The sequence below is a fragment of the Shinella kummerowiae genome (assembly GCF_009827055.1).
Taxonomy (GTDB): Bacteria; Pseudomonadota; Alphaproteobacteria; order Rhizobiales; family Rhizobiaceae; genus Shinella; species Shinella kummerowiae.
The window spans coordinates 477403-495786 of sequence record NZ_WUMK01000003.1 but is presented as its reverse complement, the minus strand read 5'-3'; the positions used below and the strand labels follow the sequence as shown (position 1 = coordinate 495786).

The window sequence follows — 18384 nt, the reverse complement described above, 5'->3', positions numbered from 1 at the left end:
AGTTTGATGGGCCGCGGCTGCCCGTTCCACTTGTTATTCCGCAATTCTGAGCAAGGCGTCCCGCACATCGGCAACCGTCGCCAGCGCGGCACGGTTGAGGGCAGCTGAAACCGTGGGGGCGGCGAGCCCTCCGGTCACGCGCAGGATTTCGTGATCGAGACAATCGAAGAAGCGCTCCTGGATCTCCGCTGCCCAGGTGCCGCCCATCGAAAGGCTGCGCGCAGTCTGCTCGGCGATGACGACCCGGCCGGTCTTGTCGATGGAGTTGCCGATCAGCGTCCAGTCGATGCCATGATGGTCGATGTTGCGCAGGTCGATGATCTCGGCGTCGATCCCCGCCTCCTCGGCCGCCTTGACCGCGTTCTGGACCATGACGGAGGTCGCAAGCACCGTGACGGCGCTGCCGGGGCGCACGATGCGCGCCGAGCCGAAGGGAATGCAGAACTCGCGATCGCCACGCGGGACGTCGAATTCCTTCTGGTAGAGTTCCGTATGCTCGAGCACGACGACCGGATCATCGCAGGCAAGGGCGGAATTCATCAGGCCGATATAGTCGAAGGCGTTCGACGGCGTGACGATGCGCCAGCCGGGGAACATGCTGAACAGTGCGGACGGATCGCCTGAATGCTGCGAGCCGTAGCCGGTGTGCGGCGAGATGCGCACGCGCATGACGATCGGTACGGGAAAGCCGTCGCCGAACATATGGCGCACCTTGCCGACGCCATTGGCGATCTGGTCGGCCGCGGTGAAACAAAAATCGCCGAACATGATCTCGACGACAGGACGCAGTCCGTTTAGCGCGGCACCCAGCGCGACGCCCGTAAACCCGTTTTCCGCAATCGACATCGGTAGGACGCGCTCGGGCCAGCCCTCCAGCGCCCCCTTGGTGAAGCCGCTGACGCCGCCGCGCATCTGGTGGGCATCCTCACCCATAACGATGATGCGCGGGTCGCGCGCCATCGCGGCCGCCAGCGTCTCGGAGGCGGCCGTGACGAACTTCACCTTCTCGGTGGCATCCGGCCGCATGTCCTCGTGGTCGAGCATGCGCTGGCCGGACAGTTCGGAAAGGTCGCCGAGAATGCCGTGATCGCGTGTCGCGGGGTCCGGCCAGAGGTGCTCCGGGATTCTCAGCGCATTGCCGCCGGGAACCGGCTCGGTCAGTCGCGCGGCGGCGGATGCCACACGGTCGCTCACCAGCGCGTCGATATGGGCAATGTCTTCGGCGGAGAGGAGGCCGAGCGCCGTCAGGCGGGCTTCGGCGAGCGCCACCGGGTCACGCTCGCGCCATGCGGTCTCTTCTTCCTTCGTGCGGTAGCCGAAGTCGCTGCCGCTGCGGGATCCGGACTGGTGGAAATGGCGGTAACAGAGCGCTTCTACCACCACCGGGCCGCCCGTCTCACGAATGATGCGGCGCGCCTCGACCATCGCCCGATGAACGGCGACGACATCCATGCCGTCGCATTCGATCGCGGCGATGCCGAGCATCGCGCCGCGCGACGACAGCCGCGTCTCGCGCGTCACGTCGGAAATATGCGTAGCGACGCCATAGAGATTGTTCTCGATGAAGAAGATCACCGGCAGGTTCTGTGCGGCGGCGATGTTCATCGCCTCGTAGCTGGCGCCGTTCTGCGCGGCGCCATCGCCGAAGAAGGCGACGGAGACGTGGTCGCGGCCGAGCATCTTGTCGGCGAGCGCGTAACCTGCCGCATGCGGCGGGTTGCCGCCGACGATGGCCGAGGTTCCGACGACGCCCGCACCGGCAAACCGCATGTGCATGGAGCCGCCGCGGCCGCCGCAATAACCGGGCGTCAGGCCCATGATCTCCGCCATGAAGCGGTAGATCGCATCGTCCATGCCCGGCGTGAATGTGTCCTTGCGGATGTCGAAGCCGTCGGGGACCGATGGATTGACGAGCTTCAGCAGGACCTGGTGGTGGGCGCGGTGCGTGCCGTTGATCTTGTCGTCGGTGCCGAGCGCCGCCATGGCGCCCACCGCACCCGCTTCCTGGCCGATGCTGGCATGCGCCGGGCCGTGGATCAGGCCGGCCTTTTCCAGATCGAGCAGCTTTTCCTCGAAGCGACGGATGAGCAGCATCTGGCCGTACCAGTGGACGAGGTCCTGTGCCTGTTCCTCGCTCCAGTCCGCTTCCTCCAGTTCCAGCCGGAACCAGGGCGCGGACGGTGCGAGCGGTATCTGACGTGCCATTCGTATCCTCGGGTTCACAGGAAGGAGCCGCGTCGCTGGTGCTGGGCGCCGATTTTCGTTTATGGAAATAAATTCCGATTTCTGTTGAATGGCACACTAAGCTGTGCCAGCCTTTGGATGCAACAGAAATTTTCGTGAGCCGCCAAAGAGGAAGAATTGCGATGATCCGGGACGCCGAAGTGCTGAACGCCCTGGTTGAGGTGGTGCGCCGGTTCGTGCGCGAACGCCTGCTGCCGGCGGAGGCGCGTGTCGAAGACGAGAACGCCGTGCCTGCGGAAATCATCGAGGACATGCGCGGGCTCGGCCTCTTCGGCATGTCCATACCGGAAGATTTTGGCGGGCTCGGCCTGACGATGGAGGAGGAGGTGCTCGTCGCCTTCGAGCTTGGTTATGCCTCCCCGGCCTTCCGCTCCGTGATCGGCACCAACAACGGCATCGGGTCGCAGGGCATCATCGTCGACGGCACGGAGGCGCAGAGGCGCTATTGGCTGCCGCGCATGGCGACGGGAGAAGTCATCGGCTCCTTCGCATTGACCGAGCCGGATGTCGGCTCTGACGCGGGATCCGTGAAAACCACGGCACGGCGGGATGGCGACCACTATGTGCTCAACGGCACCAAGCGCTACATCACCAACGCTCCGGTGGCCGACGTCTTCACCGTCATGGCGCGCACCGGCGGCCCCGGGTCCGCAGGCGTGAGCGCCTTCCTCGTGCCGAAAGACAGTCCCGGCCTCAGTCTGGGCCCCATTGACCGGAAGATGGGGCAGCGCGGCACCCGGACCTGCGACGTCATTTTCGACAATTGCCGGATTGCAGCCGAGAGCGTGATCGGCGGTACGGAGGGCCTGGGCTTCAAGACGGCGATGAAGGTGCTCAATCGCGGTCGCCTGCATATCTCGGCCGTCTGCGTCGGTGCCGCAGAGCGGCTCTGCGACGAGGCCGTGCGATTTGCGCGCGAGCGTGTCCAGTTCGGCAAACCCATTGCGGAACACCAGCTCATCCAGGCCATGCTTGCCGACAGTTCGACCGAGACCTTTGCCGGGCGCGCCATGGTGCTGGAGGCCGCCCGTCAGTTCGACAGGGGCGAGCGCGTCGTCCAGCAGGCGGCGAGCGCCAAACTGTTCTGTTCGGAAATGGTGGGCCGTGTCGCCGACCGGGCGGTGCAGATCCATGGCGGCGCCGGCTACATGCAGGATTATGCGGTGGAGCGCTTCTACCGTGACGTGCGGCTGTTCCGGCTCTACGAGGGCACATCGCAGATCCAGCAGATCATCATCGCACGCGAAATGCTCAACGCCTGAGGCAGGATCGATGCAGCGAGCCCTTGGAATCGTCGCGGACGACTTTACCGGCGCCTTGATGGTCGCCGGCTATCTCGAAAGCGCGGGCGTGCACTGTCCCGTTCTGTTCGATCCCGGGGCGGATATCCCACCATCCGCGGTGGTGATTGCCGGCACGCGCACCCGCACCGTGCCCGTGGCGGAGGCGCTCGACCAGCTCGCGCGCTTTGCCGACGCCTTCGCCCGGGCTGGCTGCAAGCGCCTGGCCTACAAGGCCTGCGCCTCGTTCGATTCCACGGAAGACGGCAACATCGGGCCCGCCGCCGACTATCTTGCCGATCGCGCAGGCATGCGCCCGGTGTTGATGAGCGCAGGCTTCCCGCGCTTCGGCACGACGGTGCATCAAGGCTACATGTTCTACCGTGGCCGCCTCGTTTCCGAGTCGATCAAGCGGTTCGACCCGCTGACACCCATGTCCGATCCCGATCTCGTTCGTTTCCTCGGACGCCAGACGCCGCACCGGATCGCCCTTCTCAACCATGCGACCCTCCTGAAGGGGCCAGAGGCAGCCATCTCTGCTATCGAGGCGTTCGCCAGCGAAGGTGCTGGCCATGTGCTTCTCGATACGACGGATGACGGTGACGTCGTGGTGTCCGCGTCCATCGCCGCGGCTATGCCTTGCGTCGTCGTTGCGAGCGATCCGTTGGTCATCGCCTACGCGACCTGTCTCGGGCGCGCCGAAGCGTCGGAGAAAGTTGCGTGGCCACAACATGTGGAAGGTCCTGCTGCGGTTCTCGCCGGCAGCGTCGGCCCGGTCGTGCTGGCGCAGCTTGCCGCCTTTTCGGAATATTTTCCCGTGCTGAAGCTGGATCTCACGGACCCGGCGGGGGAGGAGGGGCTGGTTTCCCACGCGCTCGACTGGGCCGATGGGCGGATCGGCGAACGGCCCTTTGCCATCTCCACGGCCGCCGGCCCGCAGGAAGTGGCGGCGGTACAGGCGGCGTTCGGCCCGATTGCGGCAGCACGGCGCGCCGAACGCATCCTTGGTGCCATCGCAAAGGGGCTGCGTGATCGCGGCGTGCGCCGGTTCGTCGTCGCCGGCGGCGAGACCTCCGGAGCGGTCGTCGATGCGCTCGGCATCACGGCCGTCCGCGCCTTGCCGGAAGGCAGGCTCGGGACCGGATTCTGCGTGTCGTCCGGAGCGGTTCCGCTCTCGCTGTATCTCAAGCCGGGAAAACTGGGCGCCGACGATATCCTGTTGCGGGCAATCGAGGCGATGGATTTATAGGAGGGGATGATGACGGACGAATTAACGGCAAGAGAGGCGTTGGTCGAGGCCAGCCGGCGCTCGGTGGCCATCGGCCTCAACAGCGGCACGGTGGGTAATTTCAGCGTCAGGCATGGCGCGGGCGTGCTGATCACGCCCACGGGCATCGCGCCGGATGTGCTGTCGCCGGAGCAGATCGTCGCGATGGATCTCGCGGGCCATTGGGTGGGCGACTGGCGCCCGTCTTCGGAATGGGCAATCCACGCACGGCTCTATGCGACGACGACGGCGGGCGCCGTCGTGCACGCCCATCCCGACCATTGTGTCGCCCTGGCGGCGCTGCGCCAGCCCATCCCGCTGTTCCATTATATGGTCGCAGGCTTCGGCGGCGGCGAGATTCCTTGCGCCGACTATGCCTGTTTCGGCAGCGATGCGCTGTCGGAAACGGTCGTCGCCGCCATGGGCACAACCTATTCCGCCTGCCTGATGGCCAATCATGGCGTCGTGACGATCGGTCCCGATATCGTCACAGCGCTTGCGCGTGCGGAAAAACTGGAAATGCTGGCACGCCAGTACGTGCTCGCCCGATCTGTCGGCCAGCCGGTGCTGTTGACGCCGGAAGAGCTGGTGGAGGTGCGCGCCCGCTACGGCACCTACGGCCAGCAGGCGCCGCGCTGATCCTCAGCTGCTTCGCCTCACTTCGTCGAGAATGGTCATCGCGAGCGCCGGATATTCGAGATGCGGCATGTGACCACAATTGTCGACGGCATGCAGGCCGACATTGCCGGGCAGGCCGGCGGTCGCAGCGAACGGCAGGATGCGGTCCTGCCGGCCGAAGACGACGCGTACCGGACAGGGCAGGCGGGCGAGGTCACTGCGGATCGACGCCACCTGCGTGCCGTCCGGCAAGAACCGTTCGGCAAAGGCGCGCATCGCTGCCGTCAGGCCCTCGTCACCACGCTGCTGCACGACGGCCTGCAGGAAGGCTGGCGAGATGGTGGCGGGGTTGTGGGCCAGCAGCTCGAGCCAGGGCCTGAGGCTCTCGCTTCGCCGCGCACGCAAGACCCCATCGACAAAGGCGCCGTTGATCTCGGGACCGAGGCCGGCCGGTGCAAAGAGGCAGAGCCCGCGGATATCCAGCTGGCCGCGGCTCGCCAGCCGCGCCGCGAGGGCGCCACCGAAGGAATGGCCCGCTAGCACCAGCGGCCCAACCTGTTCGGCGGCAAGCGTCGCTTCGACATGATCCGCCATCCGCTCGAGGTCTTCGGGCACGTTGCGCGGCGAACGGCCATGCGCCGGAAGGTCGAGCGCCAATGCCGGCCAGTCCCCGCGCGCGCCGGCAAGCATGCCGCGCCAATTGTTGAGGTCCGCGCTGAAGCCGTGGAGGAAGACGACGGGAAGACCTTGGCCCCTGCGCAGCCAGGCGGCGTTGAGCGGCGCTCGGCTTGCGTCACGCGGCGCTTGGAGAACGATGCTCTCGACCGCCATCGACCGTACATGCCCGGCCTTGCCGATCTTCGCGATGACATCCGTCTTCTGAACGCGACCACCCGGACCGGTGCCGTGAAGCCCGTCCAGCAGGATGCCGTGTTCCCTGGCGATACGCCGGGCGAGGGGGGTGGGGTTCGGGTGCTGGCGCCGACCGTTCTGCCGCTCCGCCGCTGGAACGACAGGCGTCGCCTTCACCTCGGCGGCGGGCGTCTCGACGGCTGCAACCTTGTCGTCGCCGTGCGGCTCTCCGTCGGCGTAGATGCGCGCCACATTGCCGCCGACCTCGACCTCGATCTCGCTGCCGGTCAGCTCGCGGATGATGCCGGTGGCCGGTGATTCGACTTCGACGGCAGCCTTGTCGTTGTCGATTTCGAACAGCACTTGTCCCTGCCGGACGGTTTCGCCCTCGGCGACGAGCCAGCGGGCGATGCGGCCGCTCGAGAGTTCGAGGCTGACCTTCGGATAGACGACATGGATGGGCATGGGAGATCCTTGCAGGCTTTTGCCTATTCGGCCGAGGTTTTCCAGGTGGGCGGGCGTGGCGATGTCGGGGGCGTATCCGGCTCTCCGGCGAGCCGCGCGCGAAGGCGGCGGGTCAACCGGACGAGATCCGGGCCGACGATCTCGCGGCAATGGTTGCGCGACAGGATATCGACGATACCGCCGCAGGTGAGGGCGACGAGCGGCGAGCCGTCCGTCGGACGGAAGGCGACGCCGACGGCGTTGATGTAGCTGTGCCAGCTGCCGAACGCGCTGATGAAGCCGTCGCGCCGGTGATCCTCGATGGCATTCTCGACCAGGCGTTCGAGGTCGGCAGCCTTGTCCGGCTCGGCCGCGACGAGCTGTTCGACCACCGACTGGCGGATCTCCGGCTTCATTTCCACGAGATAGGCGAGGCCCATGGCCGTGCGGTAGATCGGCAGGCGCGAGCCGACATTCAACCTGAGCGAAACCGGGCTCATCGAGCGGCAATTGGCGAGATAGACCATTTCCAGCCCGTCGCGCGTGCCGAGGGCGACGGCGGCGCCGGTCTGGTCCGCCAGCTCCTGCATCAGGGGGCGCACCATATGGATGACGGCACTGGAGCTCAACGCCGAATAGCCGAGCGAAACCGTCGCGGGACCGATGCTGTAGCGGCCAAGCATCTCGTCGTAATGGAGATAACCGAGACCGACCAGCGTCGAGGTCAGGCGTGAGACGGTCGCCTTCGGCAATCCAGTGCGCTCGATGAGGTCCTGGTTGCCGAGCGTGGCGTCGTCGGCCGTAAACGCGCGCAGGATTTCAAGCCCGCGGGTCAGCGATGCCGCCGAATTGCCGACCTCCGCACCCTCGCTCCCGTCTGCCGGTTTGGTCCTCTTGCGCATTTGCTGCCTTTCCTTCCGGCGAGATGTCGACGTCGGGATCCGTCGACATCTCGTAATTGGAATATAATTTCATTTATGTTGACGTCGACGCTGCCTCTTGTCAATAATGCCTATATCGATCTTCCCGGCCGACACGGGTGGCACACGGACTAAAGGACGCGATTTGTGACACGATACATACTGCGGCGCCTGATCGCGATGCCCTTCCTGGTCCTCGGCATCGTGACGCTCGCCTTCCTGCTCACGACGGTCACCAAGGGCGATCCGCTGACGGCGATCGTCTCGGACCGTCAGATGAACGATCCGGCAGCCGTTGCCGCCGCAAAGGCGCGCTGGGGCCTCGATCGCAGCCTGCCGGAGCGTTACGTGATCTATGTCGGCAATCTCCTGACCGGCGACATGGGCACATCCTTCATCACGCGCCGGCCCGTTGCGCAGGATGTGTTCTTTCGTCTGCCGGCGACGATGGAACTGGTGCTGGCGGCGATGCTCGTCGGTTCGACGATCGGCATTACACTTGGCGTGCTCGCTGCCTATTTCCGCAACACCGCCATCGACCATGCAGCGCGCTTCTTCGCGCTGTTCGGCTCGTCGATACCGGTCTTCTGGCTGGGGTTGGCGCTGCTCTATGTCTTCTCGGTCAAATGGGGTGTTCTGCCCGGTCCCGGCCGGCTGGATCCGCGCGCAACGCCACCAGCTTCGATCACCGGTTTCATGACCATCGACACGTTGCTGGCCGGCAATGTGAAACTCTTCATCGATGCGCTGTGGCACCTCATCCTGCCCGCCTTCGTGCTCGGCTGGGCCGTCGCCGGCACCATCTCCCGGCTGGTGCGCGCCAACATGCTGGAAGTCCTCGACCGCGAATTCATCCTTACGGCGCGGGCCAAGGGTGCGGGCGAGCTTCGCGTCGTGATCGGTCATGCGTTGCGCAACACGCTCGTGCCGACATTGACGGTCATCGGCTATTCCTTCGCCTACCTGCTCACCGGCGCGGTGTTGACGGAGACGATCTTCTCCTGGCCCGGCATGGGCTCCTATGCGGTCGAGGCGGCGCGCGGCCTTGATTTTCCCGCCATCATCGGGGTCACGATCGTGGGGGGCGTCGTCTTCCTCCTGACGAACCTCATCACCGACATCGCCTATGTCATTGCCAATCCGCGCGTGCGTCTGGGATGAGATCATGACTGCAATAGCCCTCACCACCTTCCGTCGGCCATCCTGGTTGTCGGTTCCGCTCGCCATCGGCATCGCCATCGTGCTCTTCTGGTTGGCGGTCACAGTGCTCGCCCCGCTGGTGAGCCCCTACGCGCCCCTCGACATGGTCGGGCGCAGGCTCCAGGCCCCGAGCTGGAGCCACTGGCTCGGCACCGACGCGCTCGGCCGGGACGTGTTCAGTCGGACCCTGTACGGCGCGCAACATTCGATCCCGATCGCCGTCATCGTCGTCACGCTGTCGGTGGCAATCGGCGCCATGCTGGGCGCGATATCCGGCTATGCCGGCGGTCTTCTCGGCGCGTCGATCATGCGGCTGGTGGATGTCACGTTGTCGTTTCCCCCCATGCTTCTCGCCATGGCGGTTGCGGCTTCGCTCGGTCCCGGACTTGAAAATGCGACGGTCGCCATGGTGATCGTCTGGTGGCCGGTCTACGCCCGCCTGATGCGCGCGCAGGTTCTCGAAATCCGCGAGCGCGAGCATGTCGAGGCGGCAATCGCCGCCGGTGCCAGCAGGACACGCATTCTCTTCAAGCATATCCTGCCGCTCTGTTGGACGCCCGTCCTGATCAGCGCGACGATGGATCTCGGCCAGGTCATCCTTTTGGCAGCTTCCCTGAGCTTCATCGGCCTCGGCGCGACACCGCCGTCACCGGAATGGGGCTCGATGATCTCCGATGGCGCGTCGCAGTTCTATTCCTGGTGGGTCGCCCTCGGTCCGGGTCTTGCCATCCTCACCATCGTGCTGGGCTTCAACTTCATTGGTGACGGCTTGCACGACTATTTCGATCCGAAGTCGAAATGAGGGGCGCGATGCAGCAGGAACCACTTTTCTCCGTCCGCGACCTTCGTGTCTCCTTCACCCGCCAGGGCCAATCCTTTGAAGCCGTGCGGGGCATCAACCTGCATGTCGATCACGGCGAGGTGCTCGGCATCGTCGGTGAATCCGGCTCCGGCAAATCGGTCGGCATGCTGGCGGCGCTTGGCCTCCAGCCGAAGACCGCGTCCGTCAGTGGATCGGCAAAGTTCAAGGGGCGCGAACTGGTCGGCATGCCGAGGAGCGAACTTCGAATGCTGCGCGGCTCGCGTATTGCCATGATCTTCCAGGACCCGCTGTCTTCGCTCAATCCGGTCATGACAGTTGGCGCGCAGATCGCCGAGACCATCCGGCTGCACAATGCGGGCGTGTCGAAAAAGGCGGCGATGGATCGTGCCGCAGAGCTTCTCTCGCTTGTCGCGATCCCCCAGCCGGATCGGCGCATCCACCAGTTCCCGCACGAATTTTCCGGCGGCATGCGCCAGCGCGTGATGATCGCGATGGCGGTCGCCAACGATCCGGACCTGCTGATTGCCGACGAGCCGACGACGGCGCTCGACGTTACCGTCCAGGCACAGATCATGGATGTGCTCACGGACCTGCGGCGGCGGCTCAACCTCGGACTGATCCTCATCACCCACGACCTCGGCGTGCTTGCGGGACATGCCGACCGCGTTGCGGTCGTCTATTCCGGCGAGGTGGTGGAGCAGGCAGGCGTGGACGATCTCTTCGAGCGCCCGGCGCATCCCTATACGCGCGGGCTCATTGCCTCGATCCCCAACATGGCCGAGGAAAAAGAACGGCTGTTTTCGATCGATGGCGCTCCGCCACCGCTCGGCAAGCTGCCGGGCGGCTGCGCCTTCCATCCCCGATGCTCACAGGTGCAGGACATCTGCCGCCACACGCCGCCACCCGTTTTCGCCGACGGCGAGCACACGGCAGCCTGCCATTTCGCCACGATGCCGATCGGGAGCGCCGCATGACGTCACCGGAACCCATTCTGTCCGTCCGTGGCCTCTCCAAGCGCTTCGCCGTCACCGGTGGCCTGCTGTTTGAACGGGAGGTCGCGCAGGTCAATGCCGTCAGCGAGGTTTCCTTCGACGTGAAGCCGGGCGAGACACTCGGTCTCGTCGGGGAATCCGGCTGCGGCAAGTCCACGCTCGGCCGCTGCATTTTACGGCTGATCGAGCCGTCCAGCGGCGAGACGCTGTTTCGTGGCCGCAACATCAACGAGGCGAACCCGGCCGAGATGCGCGCGCTGCGCCGCAAGATTCAGCTGGTCTTCCAGGATCCCTATGCCTCGCTGCATCCGCGCATGCGGATCGCGGAAAACATTGCCGAGCCGCTGCGCATCAGCGATCTTTCGCCCATGCAGCGCAAGGAGCGGGTTGCCGAGATGCTTGATCTCGTCCGGCTCAATCCGCAACACGGGCAACGCTATCCGCACGAACTCTCCGGTGGCCAGCGGCAGCGCGTGGTGATTGCCCGTGCGCTGGCGCTGAAACCGGACCTGCTGGTGCTCGACGAGCCGGTGTCCGCGCTTGACGTCTCCGTTCAGGCCGGCGTGCTCAACCTGCTGAAGGATATCCAGCGGGATTTCGGTACGGCCTATGTCTTCATCGCGCACGACCTTTCGGTCGTGCAGCACATTTCGAACCGGGTGGCGGTGATGTATCTCGGCAAGATCGTCGAGATTGCCGAAAAACACCGGCTCTACCGCGCGCCGCTTCATCCCTACACTCAGGCCCTGATGTCCGCCGTGCCGCTCGCAAACCCTGCGCTTGAGCGCAGCCGCACCCGCATCGTCCTGAAGGGCGATCTGCCGAGCCCGCTCAACCCGCCGTCCGGGTGCCGCTTCAGGACGAGGTGCCCCATCGCCCAGCCGCTCTGCGCGCAGCTGGAGCCACCGCTGACGGAGCGGGAAGACGGCCATTCGGTTGCCTGCCACTTCCCGAATGCCATGGAGACAGGTTTGTCGGCCCGCGAGCGACGCGGGCCTGGAGGAATGGAATGACGGAATCGACATTGCCGCTTGAGGGCATCCGTGTGCTCGACCTGACGCGGGTTCTCGCGGGACCATGGACGACCATGAGCCTCGGGGACCTCGGCGCCGAGGTCTGGAAAATCGAAAACATCAAGGGCGGCGATGACACGCGCGCGTGGTCCTTCCCGAACTTCAAGGGGCTGAGTACCTATTATCTCTGCACAAACCGCGGCAAGCAGAGCATCGCACTCGACCTCAAGGCACCGGAGGGTCGGCAGATCGTGCTGGATCTCGCGGCCAAGGCCGATGTGATCGTCGAGAATTTTCGCGCTGGCACGGTGGAGCGCCTCGGCATCGGCTATGAGGATATCAAGGCAGTCAATCCGGGCATCATCTACTGCGCGATTTCCGGCTACGGCCAGACGGGCCCGGAACGCGACCGTCCTGGCTACGACTTCATCATGCAGGCCGAAAGCGGGCTGATGTCCATTACCGGCCAGGTGGACGGTCCGCCGAACCGGCTGGGTGTCGCCTTCACGGATGTCGTCGCCGGAATGGTCGCCACCCAATCGATCCTGGCCGCCCTCTACCAGCGCCGGGATACCGGGCGGGGACAATATATCGACGTCGCGCTGCTCGATGCCACGCTGAACCTCCTGATCAATGTCGGGACGGGTTACCTGAATGCCGGCGTCGAGCCCGTGCGCTACGGCAATGCGCATCCGACCGTCGTGCCCTATCAGATTTTCGACGCGAGCGATGGCACGTTCGCGCTTGCCGTCGGCAACGACCGCATGTTCGTCGATTTCTGCGAGCAGGTCATCAAGCGGCCGGAACTTGCCCGTGACCCACGGTTCGTCACCTCCCACCAGCGTGCCGTGCATCGCGAAGCGTTGCTGCCCCTGTTGGCCGAGATCGTCCGCGAGGAGACCTGCGCGCACTGGCTTGCCGCCTGCCTTGCCGCGAGCGTGCCGGCTGGCCAGGTCAAGTCCGTCTCCGAGGCGTTGAAAAGCCCCAGTGTGACGGAACGTGGAGTGGTCCAGCATCTGGAGCATCCCGAACTCGGCACGGTCGCCCTCATCCGTCCGGCCCACGGCCTTGCCGCGCAGGTGAATGCGGGTGCGAAGGCGCCGCCGCTTCTCGGCGAGGATACGCGCGGCATCCTGCGCGACGTGCTGGGTTTCGACGATGCCCGCATAGAAAACCTTGCCGCAGCCGGCGTCATCGCCTGCCACGATCTGCAGGATGCGCCGCCCTCGGAGACGGTTCAGGGCGCGGTTGCATAGGCCGGAACGTCAAGCCGAACAGGAAACGATGATGACCGTCAACGTCGAAATCGATGGCGAGATCGCGATCGTCACGATCGAAAATCCGCCGGTCAACGCCTTGAGCGGGACGGTGCGGCAACGCTTGCTGGCACTGGCGGACGCGCTCGATGGCGATCCGAATGTCCGGGCGGTCGTTCTGACCGGCGCAGGAAAACTCTTCGTCGCAGGTGCCGATATCGCCGAATTCGACCGCCCGCCCGAGCCGCCGTTCCTGCCGGATGTCGTGGCCCGCATCGAAGCGGCTGCAAAACCCTGGATCGCCGCGATCCGGGGTGCAGCACTTGGCGGCGGTCTTGAACTGGCGCTCGGCTGCCGTTTTCGCGTTGCCACGGCGAGTGCCCGTTTTGCCTTGCCGGAAATCAACCTCGGCATCATCCCAGGCGCCGGTGGCACGCAGCGCCTGCCGCGGGTCGTCGGGGTCACAGAGGCGATCCGCATCGTTGCGGAGAACCATTCACCGGATGGTAGGGAAGCCCTGCGGCTCGGTCTGGTTGATACCCTTGTCGACGAACCGCTTGTGCCGGGCGCCGTTGCCTTTGCGCGGGCGGTGGTCGGGCAGGCGTTGTCGCCGACGAGTATTGAACGGGTGGTTCCTGCGCCCGCTGCAAACGTCTGGACGGAGGCAGAAGCCCGGATCACCGCCAGCGCAAGAGGCGCCGCAGCGCCACCCCAGGCGCTGCAAGCCCTGAAACACGGCATCGAACACGGTGTCGAGGCCGGTCTTGCGCTCGAACGGTCGACCTTCCTCGCACTCCGTGCCACGGAGGAAGCGGCTGCGTTGCGCCATCTCTTCTTCGCCGAACGCGCGGCATTGCGACCGGCGGAGCTGCGTGCTCTGAGCCCGCGCCCAATTGAAACGGTCGGTGTGGTTGGTGGCGGGACGATGGGGAGCGGCATTGCCGCAGCCCTTCTGAATGCCGGCCTTTCCATCGTGCTGATCGAGCAGGACGAGGCGAGTGTTTTGCGCGCGCGCTCGACCCTCGCAGGCCTGTTTGAATCGTCCCGTCGTCGGGGTTTGATGTCGGACGAGGTTGCATCCGAATGGATGGCCCGCCTCGAAACGTCCATCGGTTATGGCGCAGCCGAGCGGTGTGATCTGGTGATCGAGGCGGTGTTCGAGGATCTTGCCGTCAAACGCTCGGTGTTCGCCGAACTGGGTCGCGTCTGCCGGCCGGATGCGATCCATGCGACGAACACATCCTATATTGATCCGCGCCTGATCGCCGACGGGTTGCCGGGGCCAGAGCGTTTTCTCGGCCTGCATTTCTTCAGCCCAGCGCAGGTCATGAAACTGCTGGAGATCGTGCCGACGCCCGACACTGCGCTGGATGTGCTGGCAACGGGTTATGATCTTGCCCGTCGCCTCGGCAAGGTTCCCGTGCGGTCGGGCATTTGCGATGGCTTCATCGGTAACCGCATTCTGCGCAGCTACCGGACGGAAGCGGAGGCGCTGGTGTGCGGCGGTGTCGACATTGCCGCCGTCGATGCGGCGATGCGGGCTTTCGGCTTTGCGATGGGCCCTTTCGAAATGCAGGACATGGCGGGTCTCGATATCGCCTACCTCTACCGCGAGGCGGCCCGCGCCCGCGGGATGCCAGTGCCGGACATGCCCGGGGATCTTCTGGTGCGCGCCGGACGCAAGGGGCAGAAGACCGGTGGCGGCTGGTACGACTATGCCGCGGACGACCGTCGCCCAAAGACCTCCATGGATGCGCAGCGGATCATCGCGCCGCTTGTCGGCGCGAAAAAAGAGATGGCGGGCGAGGCGATCGTTTCCCGGTTGATGGCGACCATGGCGGAAGAGGGGCATGCAATTCTTGCCGAAGGTATTGCACTTGGCGCCGCCGATATCGACCTTGTCGAAGTTCACGGCTATGGCTTTCCGCGAAAACGTGGCGGGCCAATGTTCCAGGCCGGGCGGCTAGGCAAGACATGACCATAATGAGGACCGTATGATGACGACCTATCCCGATACATTGCTTTTCATCGACGGCGTTTGGCGCCCGGCATCCGGCGGCAGGACCATTCCCGTCGTCAACCCCGCGACTGCCCAGCCGATCGGCAGCGTAGCCTGGGCCGACCGCGCGGATCTCGACGCGGCACTGGCGGCGGCTGACCGCAGCTTTCCCGCATGGAGCGCCACATCGTCTTACGATCGCGCCAAGCTGATGCGACGGGCAGCCGATCTCCTGCGCGAACGGGTCGATGAAATCGCCGTCATGATGACGATGGAGCAGGGCAAGCCGGTGTCGCAGTCGCGCGTCGAAACGCTGGCCGGCGCCGACATCATCGAGTGGTTCGCCGGTGAAGCGCAGCGCGCTTACGGCCAGGTCATCCCCTCCCGCGCACCGGATGTCCTGCAGATTACCCTGAAGAAGCCCGTCGGACCGGTCGCTGCCTTCACGCCATGGAATTTCCCGATCAACCAGGTCGTGCGCAAGCTCTCGGCGGCCATCGCTGCCGGCTGCACGATCATCGTCAAGGCACCGGAGGAAACGCCGGCCTCGCCGGCCGCCCTCATCCGGGCCTTTGCCGATGCGGGCATTCCGGCCGGCGTCATCAATCTCGTCTATGGCGTGCCGGCGGAGATTTCTGAATATCTCATCCCGCATCCTGTCATCCGGAAGATCAGCTTTACCGGCTCGACACCCGTCGGCAAGCAATTGGCGGCGCTCGCCGGTGCGCATATGAAGCGGGCCACCATGGAACTCGGCGGGCACGCGCCGATCATTGTCGCCGAGGATGCGGATCTCGACCTCGCCGTGGACCTGATGGTCGCCAACAAGTTCCGCAATGCGGGACAGGTCTGCGTTTCGCCGACGCGGTTCCTCGTACAGGAGCGGATCGCCGACGCCTTCACCGAACGCTTCACGGCCGGGGCGAAGGCGATCCGGGTCGGCAACGGTCTCGATGCTGGTGTCGACATGGGGCCGCTTGCAAACGACCGCCGGATTCCGGCGCTGGAAAGCCTGATCAGCGATGCCGTCGAGCAGGGGGCGCAGCTGAAGACAGGCGGGCGCCGTTTCGGCAACGAGGGCTGGTTCTTCGAGCCGACGGTGCTCGCAGATGTCCCCCTTTCGGCCCGTATCATGAGCGAGGAGCCGTTCGGCCCCGTTGCCGTGGTCAATCGGTTCGGCGACCTCGGCGAGGCGATCACCGAGGCCAACCGGTTGCCCTACGGTCTTGCCGCATACGCCTTCACGCAAAGCAGCGCCACCGCGACGCGGCTCGGCAACGAGATCGAAGCCGGCATGTTGTCGATCAACCATCTGGGACTGGCGCTACCCGAGGTGCATTTCGGTGGTCTCAAGGATTCCGGCCACGGCACCGAAGGCGGCTCCGAGGCACTCCAGGCGTATCTCGATACCCGTCTGGTGACGCGAAAGGGATGACGGTCCAAGGCGCAGGGAAAACGGGCTTGGCGAACCGACTGGAAGGGAACCACAATTCGGCTCCCTTCAAAGCCAACTAAAAATCCCTGACCCATCAAGTTGTCGAGCAGCGTCGAGTCTCCCGGCGCTTCTCGACTTTATCTCGCAAGCCTTGCGAGGCTAAGCAGCGGCAACCGGTCCTTCGGCAGAGCTGTTGCCGTGAGCGGGCCAGATTAATCGGGCAAACTAGCCGATTGCGGCTCCCCGCGTTCTTTCGACCTGCCTTGCCAGGATGCACATCAGTTCGAACATGATGGTCGCGCCGGCGATTGAGGTCATGTCGGCAAGGTCGAATGGCGGGGAAACTTCAACGACATCCGCACCGACGAGATTGAGGCCATCGAGCAGCCGAATGAGCTGCTGCGCTTCCCTTGTTGTGAAACCGCCGATTTCCGGCGTACCGGTTCCAGGGGCCATCGACGGATCGATCGCGTCGATGTCGAATGTTACATAGGTTGGGGCCTGGCCGACAATCTGGCGTGCTTCTTCCATGACGCTTTCGACGCCGCGACCAACGAACTCTTCCATATAGATGATGCGAATGCCCTGAGCGACCGCCCAGTCATGCTCATCGGGCGCGTAGATCGATCCGCGAATGCCGATCTGCACGATACGGCGCGGGTCGAGGAGCTTCTCTTCAATCGCGCGCCGGAAGGGCGTGCCATGCGTATAGGGATTGTTTCCGAAATAGGTGTCATTCGTGTCGGAATGGGCATCGAACTGAATGAGCCCAACCTGTTTTTCTCCCGCGACGGCCCTCAATACGGGTAGGGTCGTCAGATGATCGCCGCCAACACAAAGGGGGATCGCGCCCGCGTCGACGATTTCGGCTGCACCGGCTTCGATGAGCCGAAGGGCATCCAGCAAATCGATCGGATTAACCGCGAGATCACCGACATCGGCGATATTGGCGACGCGGAACGGCTCGGTCTTGAAGACGTGGTGAGTACTTCGCATCAGGCTCGAGTGGTTGCGGACCTCCCGGGGACCATGGCGCGCGCCGGCCCGATTGGTCGTTCCACCGTCCCAGGGAATGCCGGCCAAGGCGATGTCCAGGCCCTTCGGGGATGAAACGGCCGGTAGCCGCATGAACGTCGCATGACCGGCAAACCGGGGTACCTTGGCCGCATCGACAGGTTGATGGAATTTCTCATGCATACCGGTTTTCTCCATGGTATCAAAAGGAACGCACATGACAGGACGTCCCGCCTGTCGGGCGGAATCGGTATCAAGCTTAGTTGGGAATCGGGGCGTTCAATAGCCGCCAACATAGATCCTTCGCCGGCAGGCCGCGCGGACGTGATCGATCATCGTGAGAAAATCGAAAACCGGGCGGCCCGTGGTAGCCTGGACGGCATGCGCATATGGCGGCAGGTTCGAGCATTCCAGCAAGATTGCGCCGATTTGCGGATGCTCTTCACAGAGCGCTTCAGCCGTTTTGACGACTTCGGCCTCGATGGCGTCGCTATCGAGGGTGTCGGTCTCGTCGAGAACGGGCGCGCGAAAGTTGGGGCAGTTTTCCAGGCCTGCAACATGGAGGGCAATGTGGCCGTTCGGATGGGCCTTCTCCAGCAAGGCATCAGTGAGGCGGCGGCGATTGGCGCAGATGATGCCGATGGCCTGCCGCGGTCCCAGCAGCGAGGCCATGAAGGGGAGTTGCTGCAGCGAGGACAGCATGACCGGGATGGAGACAGCGGCCGCGACCTGCTCCTGGAAATGCATCATATAACCGCAATCGCTGGCAATGGCCCGGACACCGCTGGCTTCAAGGGCGCGCGCCGTCTCGATGACCTTTTCGGTCAGCGACAGGTCGCCCTGTTCGATCAGGCGGTCGAGGGTCACATCCGGCACGGTGCGGTAGAGCACGGGGTAGCCGTAGGAACTTGCATTGCCGACGTCGCCGGGAATGAAGGGGGTGCGGCAGTCGATCAGCAGGATGCCGATCTCGTGGCCGTAGGATTCGGCCTGTGGGCGGACCTTGTAAATGGCCATTTCGTTTCTC

General features: G+C 64.7%; 15 protein-coding genes. 10 read left to right on the top strand and 5 right to left on the bottom strand.

The genetic code is table 11. The features are described from left to right. Positions 1-33: 33 nt before the first annotated feature. Entirely contained in the window at positions 34-2205 is a 2172-nt protein-coding gene (locus GR138_RS09970) for an alpha-ketoacid dehydrogenase subunit alpha/beta (protein ID WP_160858898.1), read from the bottom strand. 161 nt (positions 2206-2366) lie between these two features. Here GR138_RS09970 and GR138_RS09965 point away from each other — a divergent pair, with 161 nt between their 5' ends. From GR138_RS09965 to GR138_RS09955, 3 genes are read left to right on the top strand one after another with little or no spacing between them, the layout of a single operon-like run. Next, the gene (locus tag GR138_RS09965) at positions 2367-3506 is read left to right on the top strand and encodes an acyl-CoA dehydrogenase family protein (protein WP_160858896.1); all 1140 of its coding nucleotides are present in this window, start codon (positions 2367-2369) and stop codon (positions 3504-3506) included. Between the two features lie 10 nt (positions 3507-3516). Beyond that, on the top strand, positions 3517-4773 hold the full coding sequence (locus tag GR138_RS09960) for a four-carbon acid sugar kinase family protein (RefSeq protein WP_160858894.1): 1257 nt from the start codon (positions 3517-3519) through the stop codon (positions 4771-4773). 9 nt (positions 4774-4782) lie between these two features. After that, positions 4783-5430, top strand: coding sequence for a class II aldolase/adducin family protein (locus GR138_RS09955; RefSeq protein WP_160858892.1), 648 nt, complete (start codon positions 4783-4785; stop codon positions 5428-5430). A gap of 3 nt (positions 5431-5433) precedes the next feature. On the opposite strand, the gene GR138_RS09950 is transcribed toward GR138_RS09955, so the two are convergent. Together GR138_RS09950 and GR138_RS09945 are read right to left on the bottom strand one after the other, a co-directional pair. Further along, the gene (locus tag GR138_RS09950; protein ID WP_160858890.1) at positions 5434-6726 is read right to left on the bottom strand and encodes an acetoin dehydrogenase dihydrolipoyllysine-residue acetyltransferase subunit; all 1293 of its coding nucleotides are present in this window, start codon (positions 6724-6726) and stop codon (positions 5434-5436) included. Between the two features lie 23 nt (positions 6727-6749). Next, positions 6750-7607 carry an IclR family transcriptional regulator gene (locus GR138_RS09945; RefSeq protein ID WP_160858888.1) on the bottom strand — a complete coding sequence of 286 codons (858 nt, stop codon included), beginning with the start codon at positions 7605-7607 and terminating at the stop codon, positions 6750-6752. A 165-nt stretch (positions 7608-7772) separates the two neighbouring features. Here GR138_RS09945 and GR138_RS09940 point away from each other — a divergent pair, with 165 nt between their 5' ends. The 7 genes from GR138_RS09940 to GR138_RS09910 are packed head-to-tail and all read left to right on the top strand — an operon-like array spanning position 7773 to position 16343. Next, the gene (locus GR138_RS09940; RefSeq protein WP_160858886.1) at positions 7773-8786 is read left to right on the top strand and encodes an ABC transporter permease subunit; all 1014 of its coding nucleotides are present in this window, start codon (positions 7773-7775) and stop codon (positions 8784-8786) included. 4 nt (positions 8787-8790) lie between these two features. Then, on the top strand, positions 8791-9627 hold the full coding sequence (locus GR138_RS09935) for an ABC transporter permease (protein WP_160858884.1): 837 nt from the start codon (positions 8791-8793) through the stop codon (positions 9625-9627). Then, positions 9624-10622 (top strand): ABC transporter ATP-binding protein, encoded by a 999-nt coding sequence (locus GR138_RS09930; protein WP_160858882.1) that lies wholly within the window; start codon positions 9624-9626, stop codon positions 10620-10622. The genes GR138_RS09935 and GR138_RS09930 overlap by 4 nt, the downstream gene beginning before the upstream one ends. Next, complete coding sequence (locus tag GR138_RS09925) at positions 10619-11653, top strand: ABC transporter ATP-binding protein (RefSeq protein ID WP_160858880.1); 1035 nt, start codon at positions 10619-10621, stop codon at positions 11651-11653. The genes GR138_RS09930 and GR138_RS09925 overlap by 4 nt, the downstream gene beginning before the upstream one ends. After that, positions 11650-12909 carry a CaiB/BaiF CoA transferase family protein gene (locus tag GR138_RS09920; RefSeq protein WP_160858878.1) on the top strand — a complete coding sequence of 420 codons (1260 nt, stop codon included), beginning with the start codon at positions 11650-11652 and terminating at the stop codon, positions 12907-12909. Before GR138_RS09925 ends, GR138_RS09920 begins: the two co-directional genes overlap by 4 nt. Before the next feature lie 31 nt (positions 12910-12940). After that, positions 12941-14887 (top strand): 3-hydroxyacyl-CoA dehydrogenase NAD-binding domain-containing protein, encoded by a 1947-nt coding sequence (locus tag GR138_RS09915; RefSeq protein ID WP_160858876.1) that lies wholly within the window; start codon positions 12941-12943, stop codon positions 14885-14887. Between the two features lie 19 nt (positions 14888-14906). Further along, positions 14907-16343 carry an NAD-dependent succinate-semialdehyde dehydrogenase gene (locus tag GR138_RS09910; protein WP_160858874.1) on the top strand — a complete coding sequence of 479 codons (1437 nt, stop codon included), beginning with the start codon at positions 14907-14909 and terminating at the stop codon, positions 16341-16343. A 225-nt stretch (positions 16344-16568) separates the two neighbouring features. Here the strand turns inward: GR138_RS09910 and speB are convergent, their stop codons facing one another. After that, the gene (gene speB, locus GR138_RS09905) at positions 16569-17540 is read right to left on the bottom strand and encodes an agmatinase (RefSeq protein ID WP_160858872.1); all 972 of its coding nucleotides are present in this window, start codon (positions 17538-17540) and stop codon (positions 16569-16571) included. A 96-nt stretch (positions 17541-17636) separates the two neighbouring features. Further along, a complete protein-coding gene (locus tag GR138_RS09900) occupies positions 17637-18374 on the bottom strand; it encodes an aspartate/glutamate racemase family protein (RefSeq protein ID WP_160858870.1) in 738 nt (245 codons plus the stop codon). Between the last annotated feature and the right edge of the window lie 10 nt (positions 18375-18384).

What these genes read in the sequence shown, in the direction of transcription:
- GR138_RS09950 (WP_160858890.1), bottom strand. Translation starts at nt 6,726, where the DNA reads ATGCCCATCCATGTCGTCTATCCGAAGGTCAGCCTCGAACTCTCGAGC.
- GR138_RS09910 (WP_160858874.1), top strand. Translation starts at nt 14,907, where the DNA reads ATGACGACCTATCCCGATACATTGCTTTTCATCGACGGCGTTTGGCGC.
- GR138_RS09930 (WP_160858882.1), top strand. Translation starts at nt 9,624, where the DNA reads ATGAGGGGCGCGATGCAGCAGGAACCACTTTTCTCCGTCCGCGACCTT.
- GR138_RS09945 (WP_160858888.1), bottom strand. Translation starts at nt 7,607, where the DNA reads ATGCGCAAGAGGACCAAACCGGCAGACGGGAGCGAGGGTGCGGAGGTC.
- GR138_RS09915 (WP_160858876.1), top strand. Translation starts at nt 12,941, where the DNA reads ATGACCGTCAACGTCGAAATCGATGGCGAGATCGCGATCGTCACGATC.
- GR138_RS09925 (WP_160858880.1), top strand. Translation starts at nt 10,619, where the DNA reads ATGACGTCACCGGAACCCATTCTGTCCGTCCGTGGCCTCTCCAAGCGC.
- speB (WP_160858872.1), bottom strand. Translation starts at nt 17,540, where the DNA reads ATGCATGAGAAATTCCATCAACCTGTCGATGCGGCCAAGGTACCCCGG.
- GR138_RS09965 (WP_160858896.1), top strand. Translation starts at nt 2,367, where the DNA reads ATGATCCGGGACGCCGAAGTGCTGAACGCCCTGGTTGAGGTGGTGCGC.
- GR138_RS09920 (WP_160858878.1), top strand. Translation starts at nt 11,650, where the DNA reads ATGACGGAATCGACATTGCCGCTTGAGGGCATCCGTGTGCTCGACCTG.
- GR138_RS09900 (WP_160858870.1), bottom strand. Translation starts at nt 18,374, where the DNA reads ATGGCCATTTACAAGGTCCGCCCACAGGCCGAATCCTACGGCCACGAG.
- GR138_RS09935 (WP_160858884.1), top strand. Translation starts at nt 8,791, where the DNA reads ATGACTGCAATAGCCCTCACCACCTTCCGTCGGCCATCCTGGTTGTCG.
- GR138_RS09970 (WP_160858898.1), bottom strand. Translation starts at nt 2,205, where the DNA reads ATGGCACGTCAGATACCGCTCGCACCGTCCGCGCCCTGGTTCCGGCTG.
- GR138_RS09960 (WP_160858894.1), top strand. Translation starts at nt 3,517, where the DNA reads ATGCAGCGAGCCCTTGGAATCGTCGCGGACGACTTTACCGGCGCCTTG.
- GR138_RS09955 (WP_160858892.1), top strand. Translation starts at nt 4,783, where the DNA reads ATGACGGACGAATTAACGGCAAGAGAGGCGTTGGTCGAGGCCAGCCGG.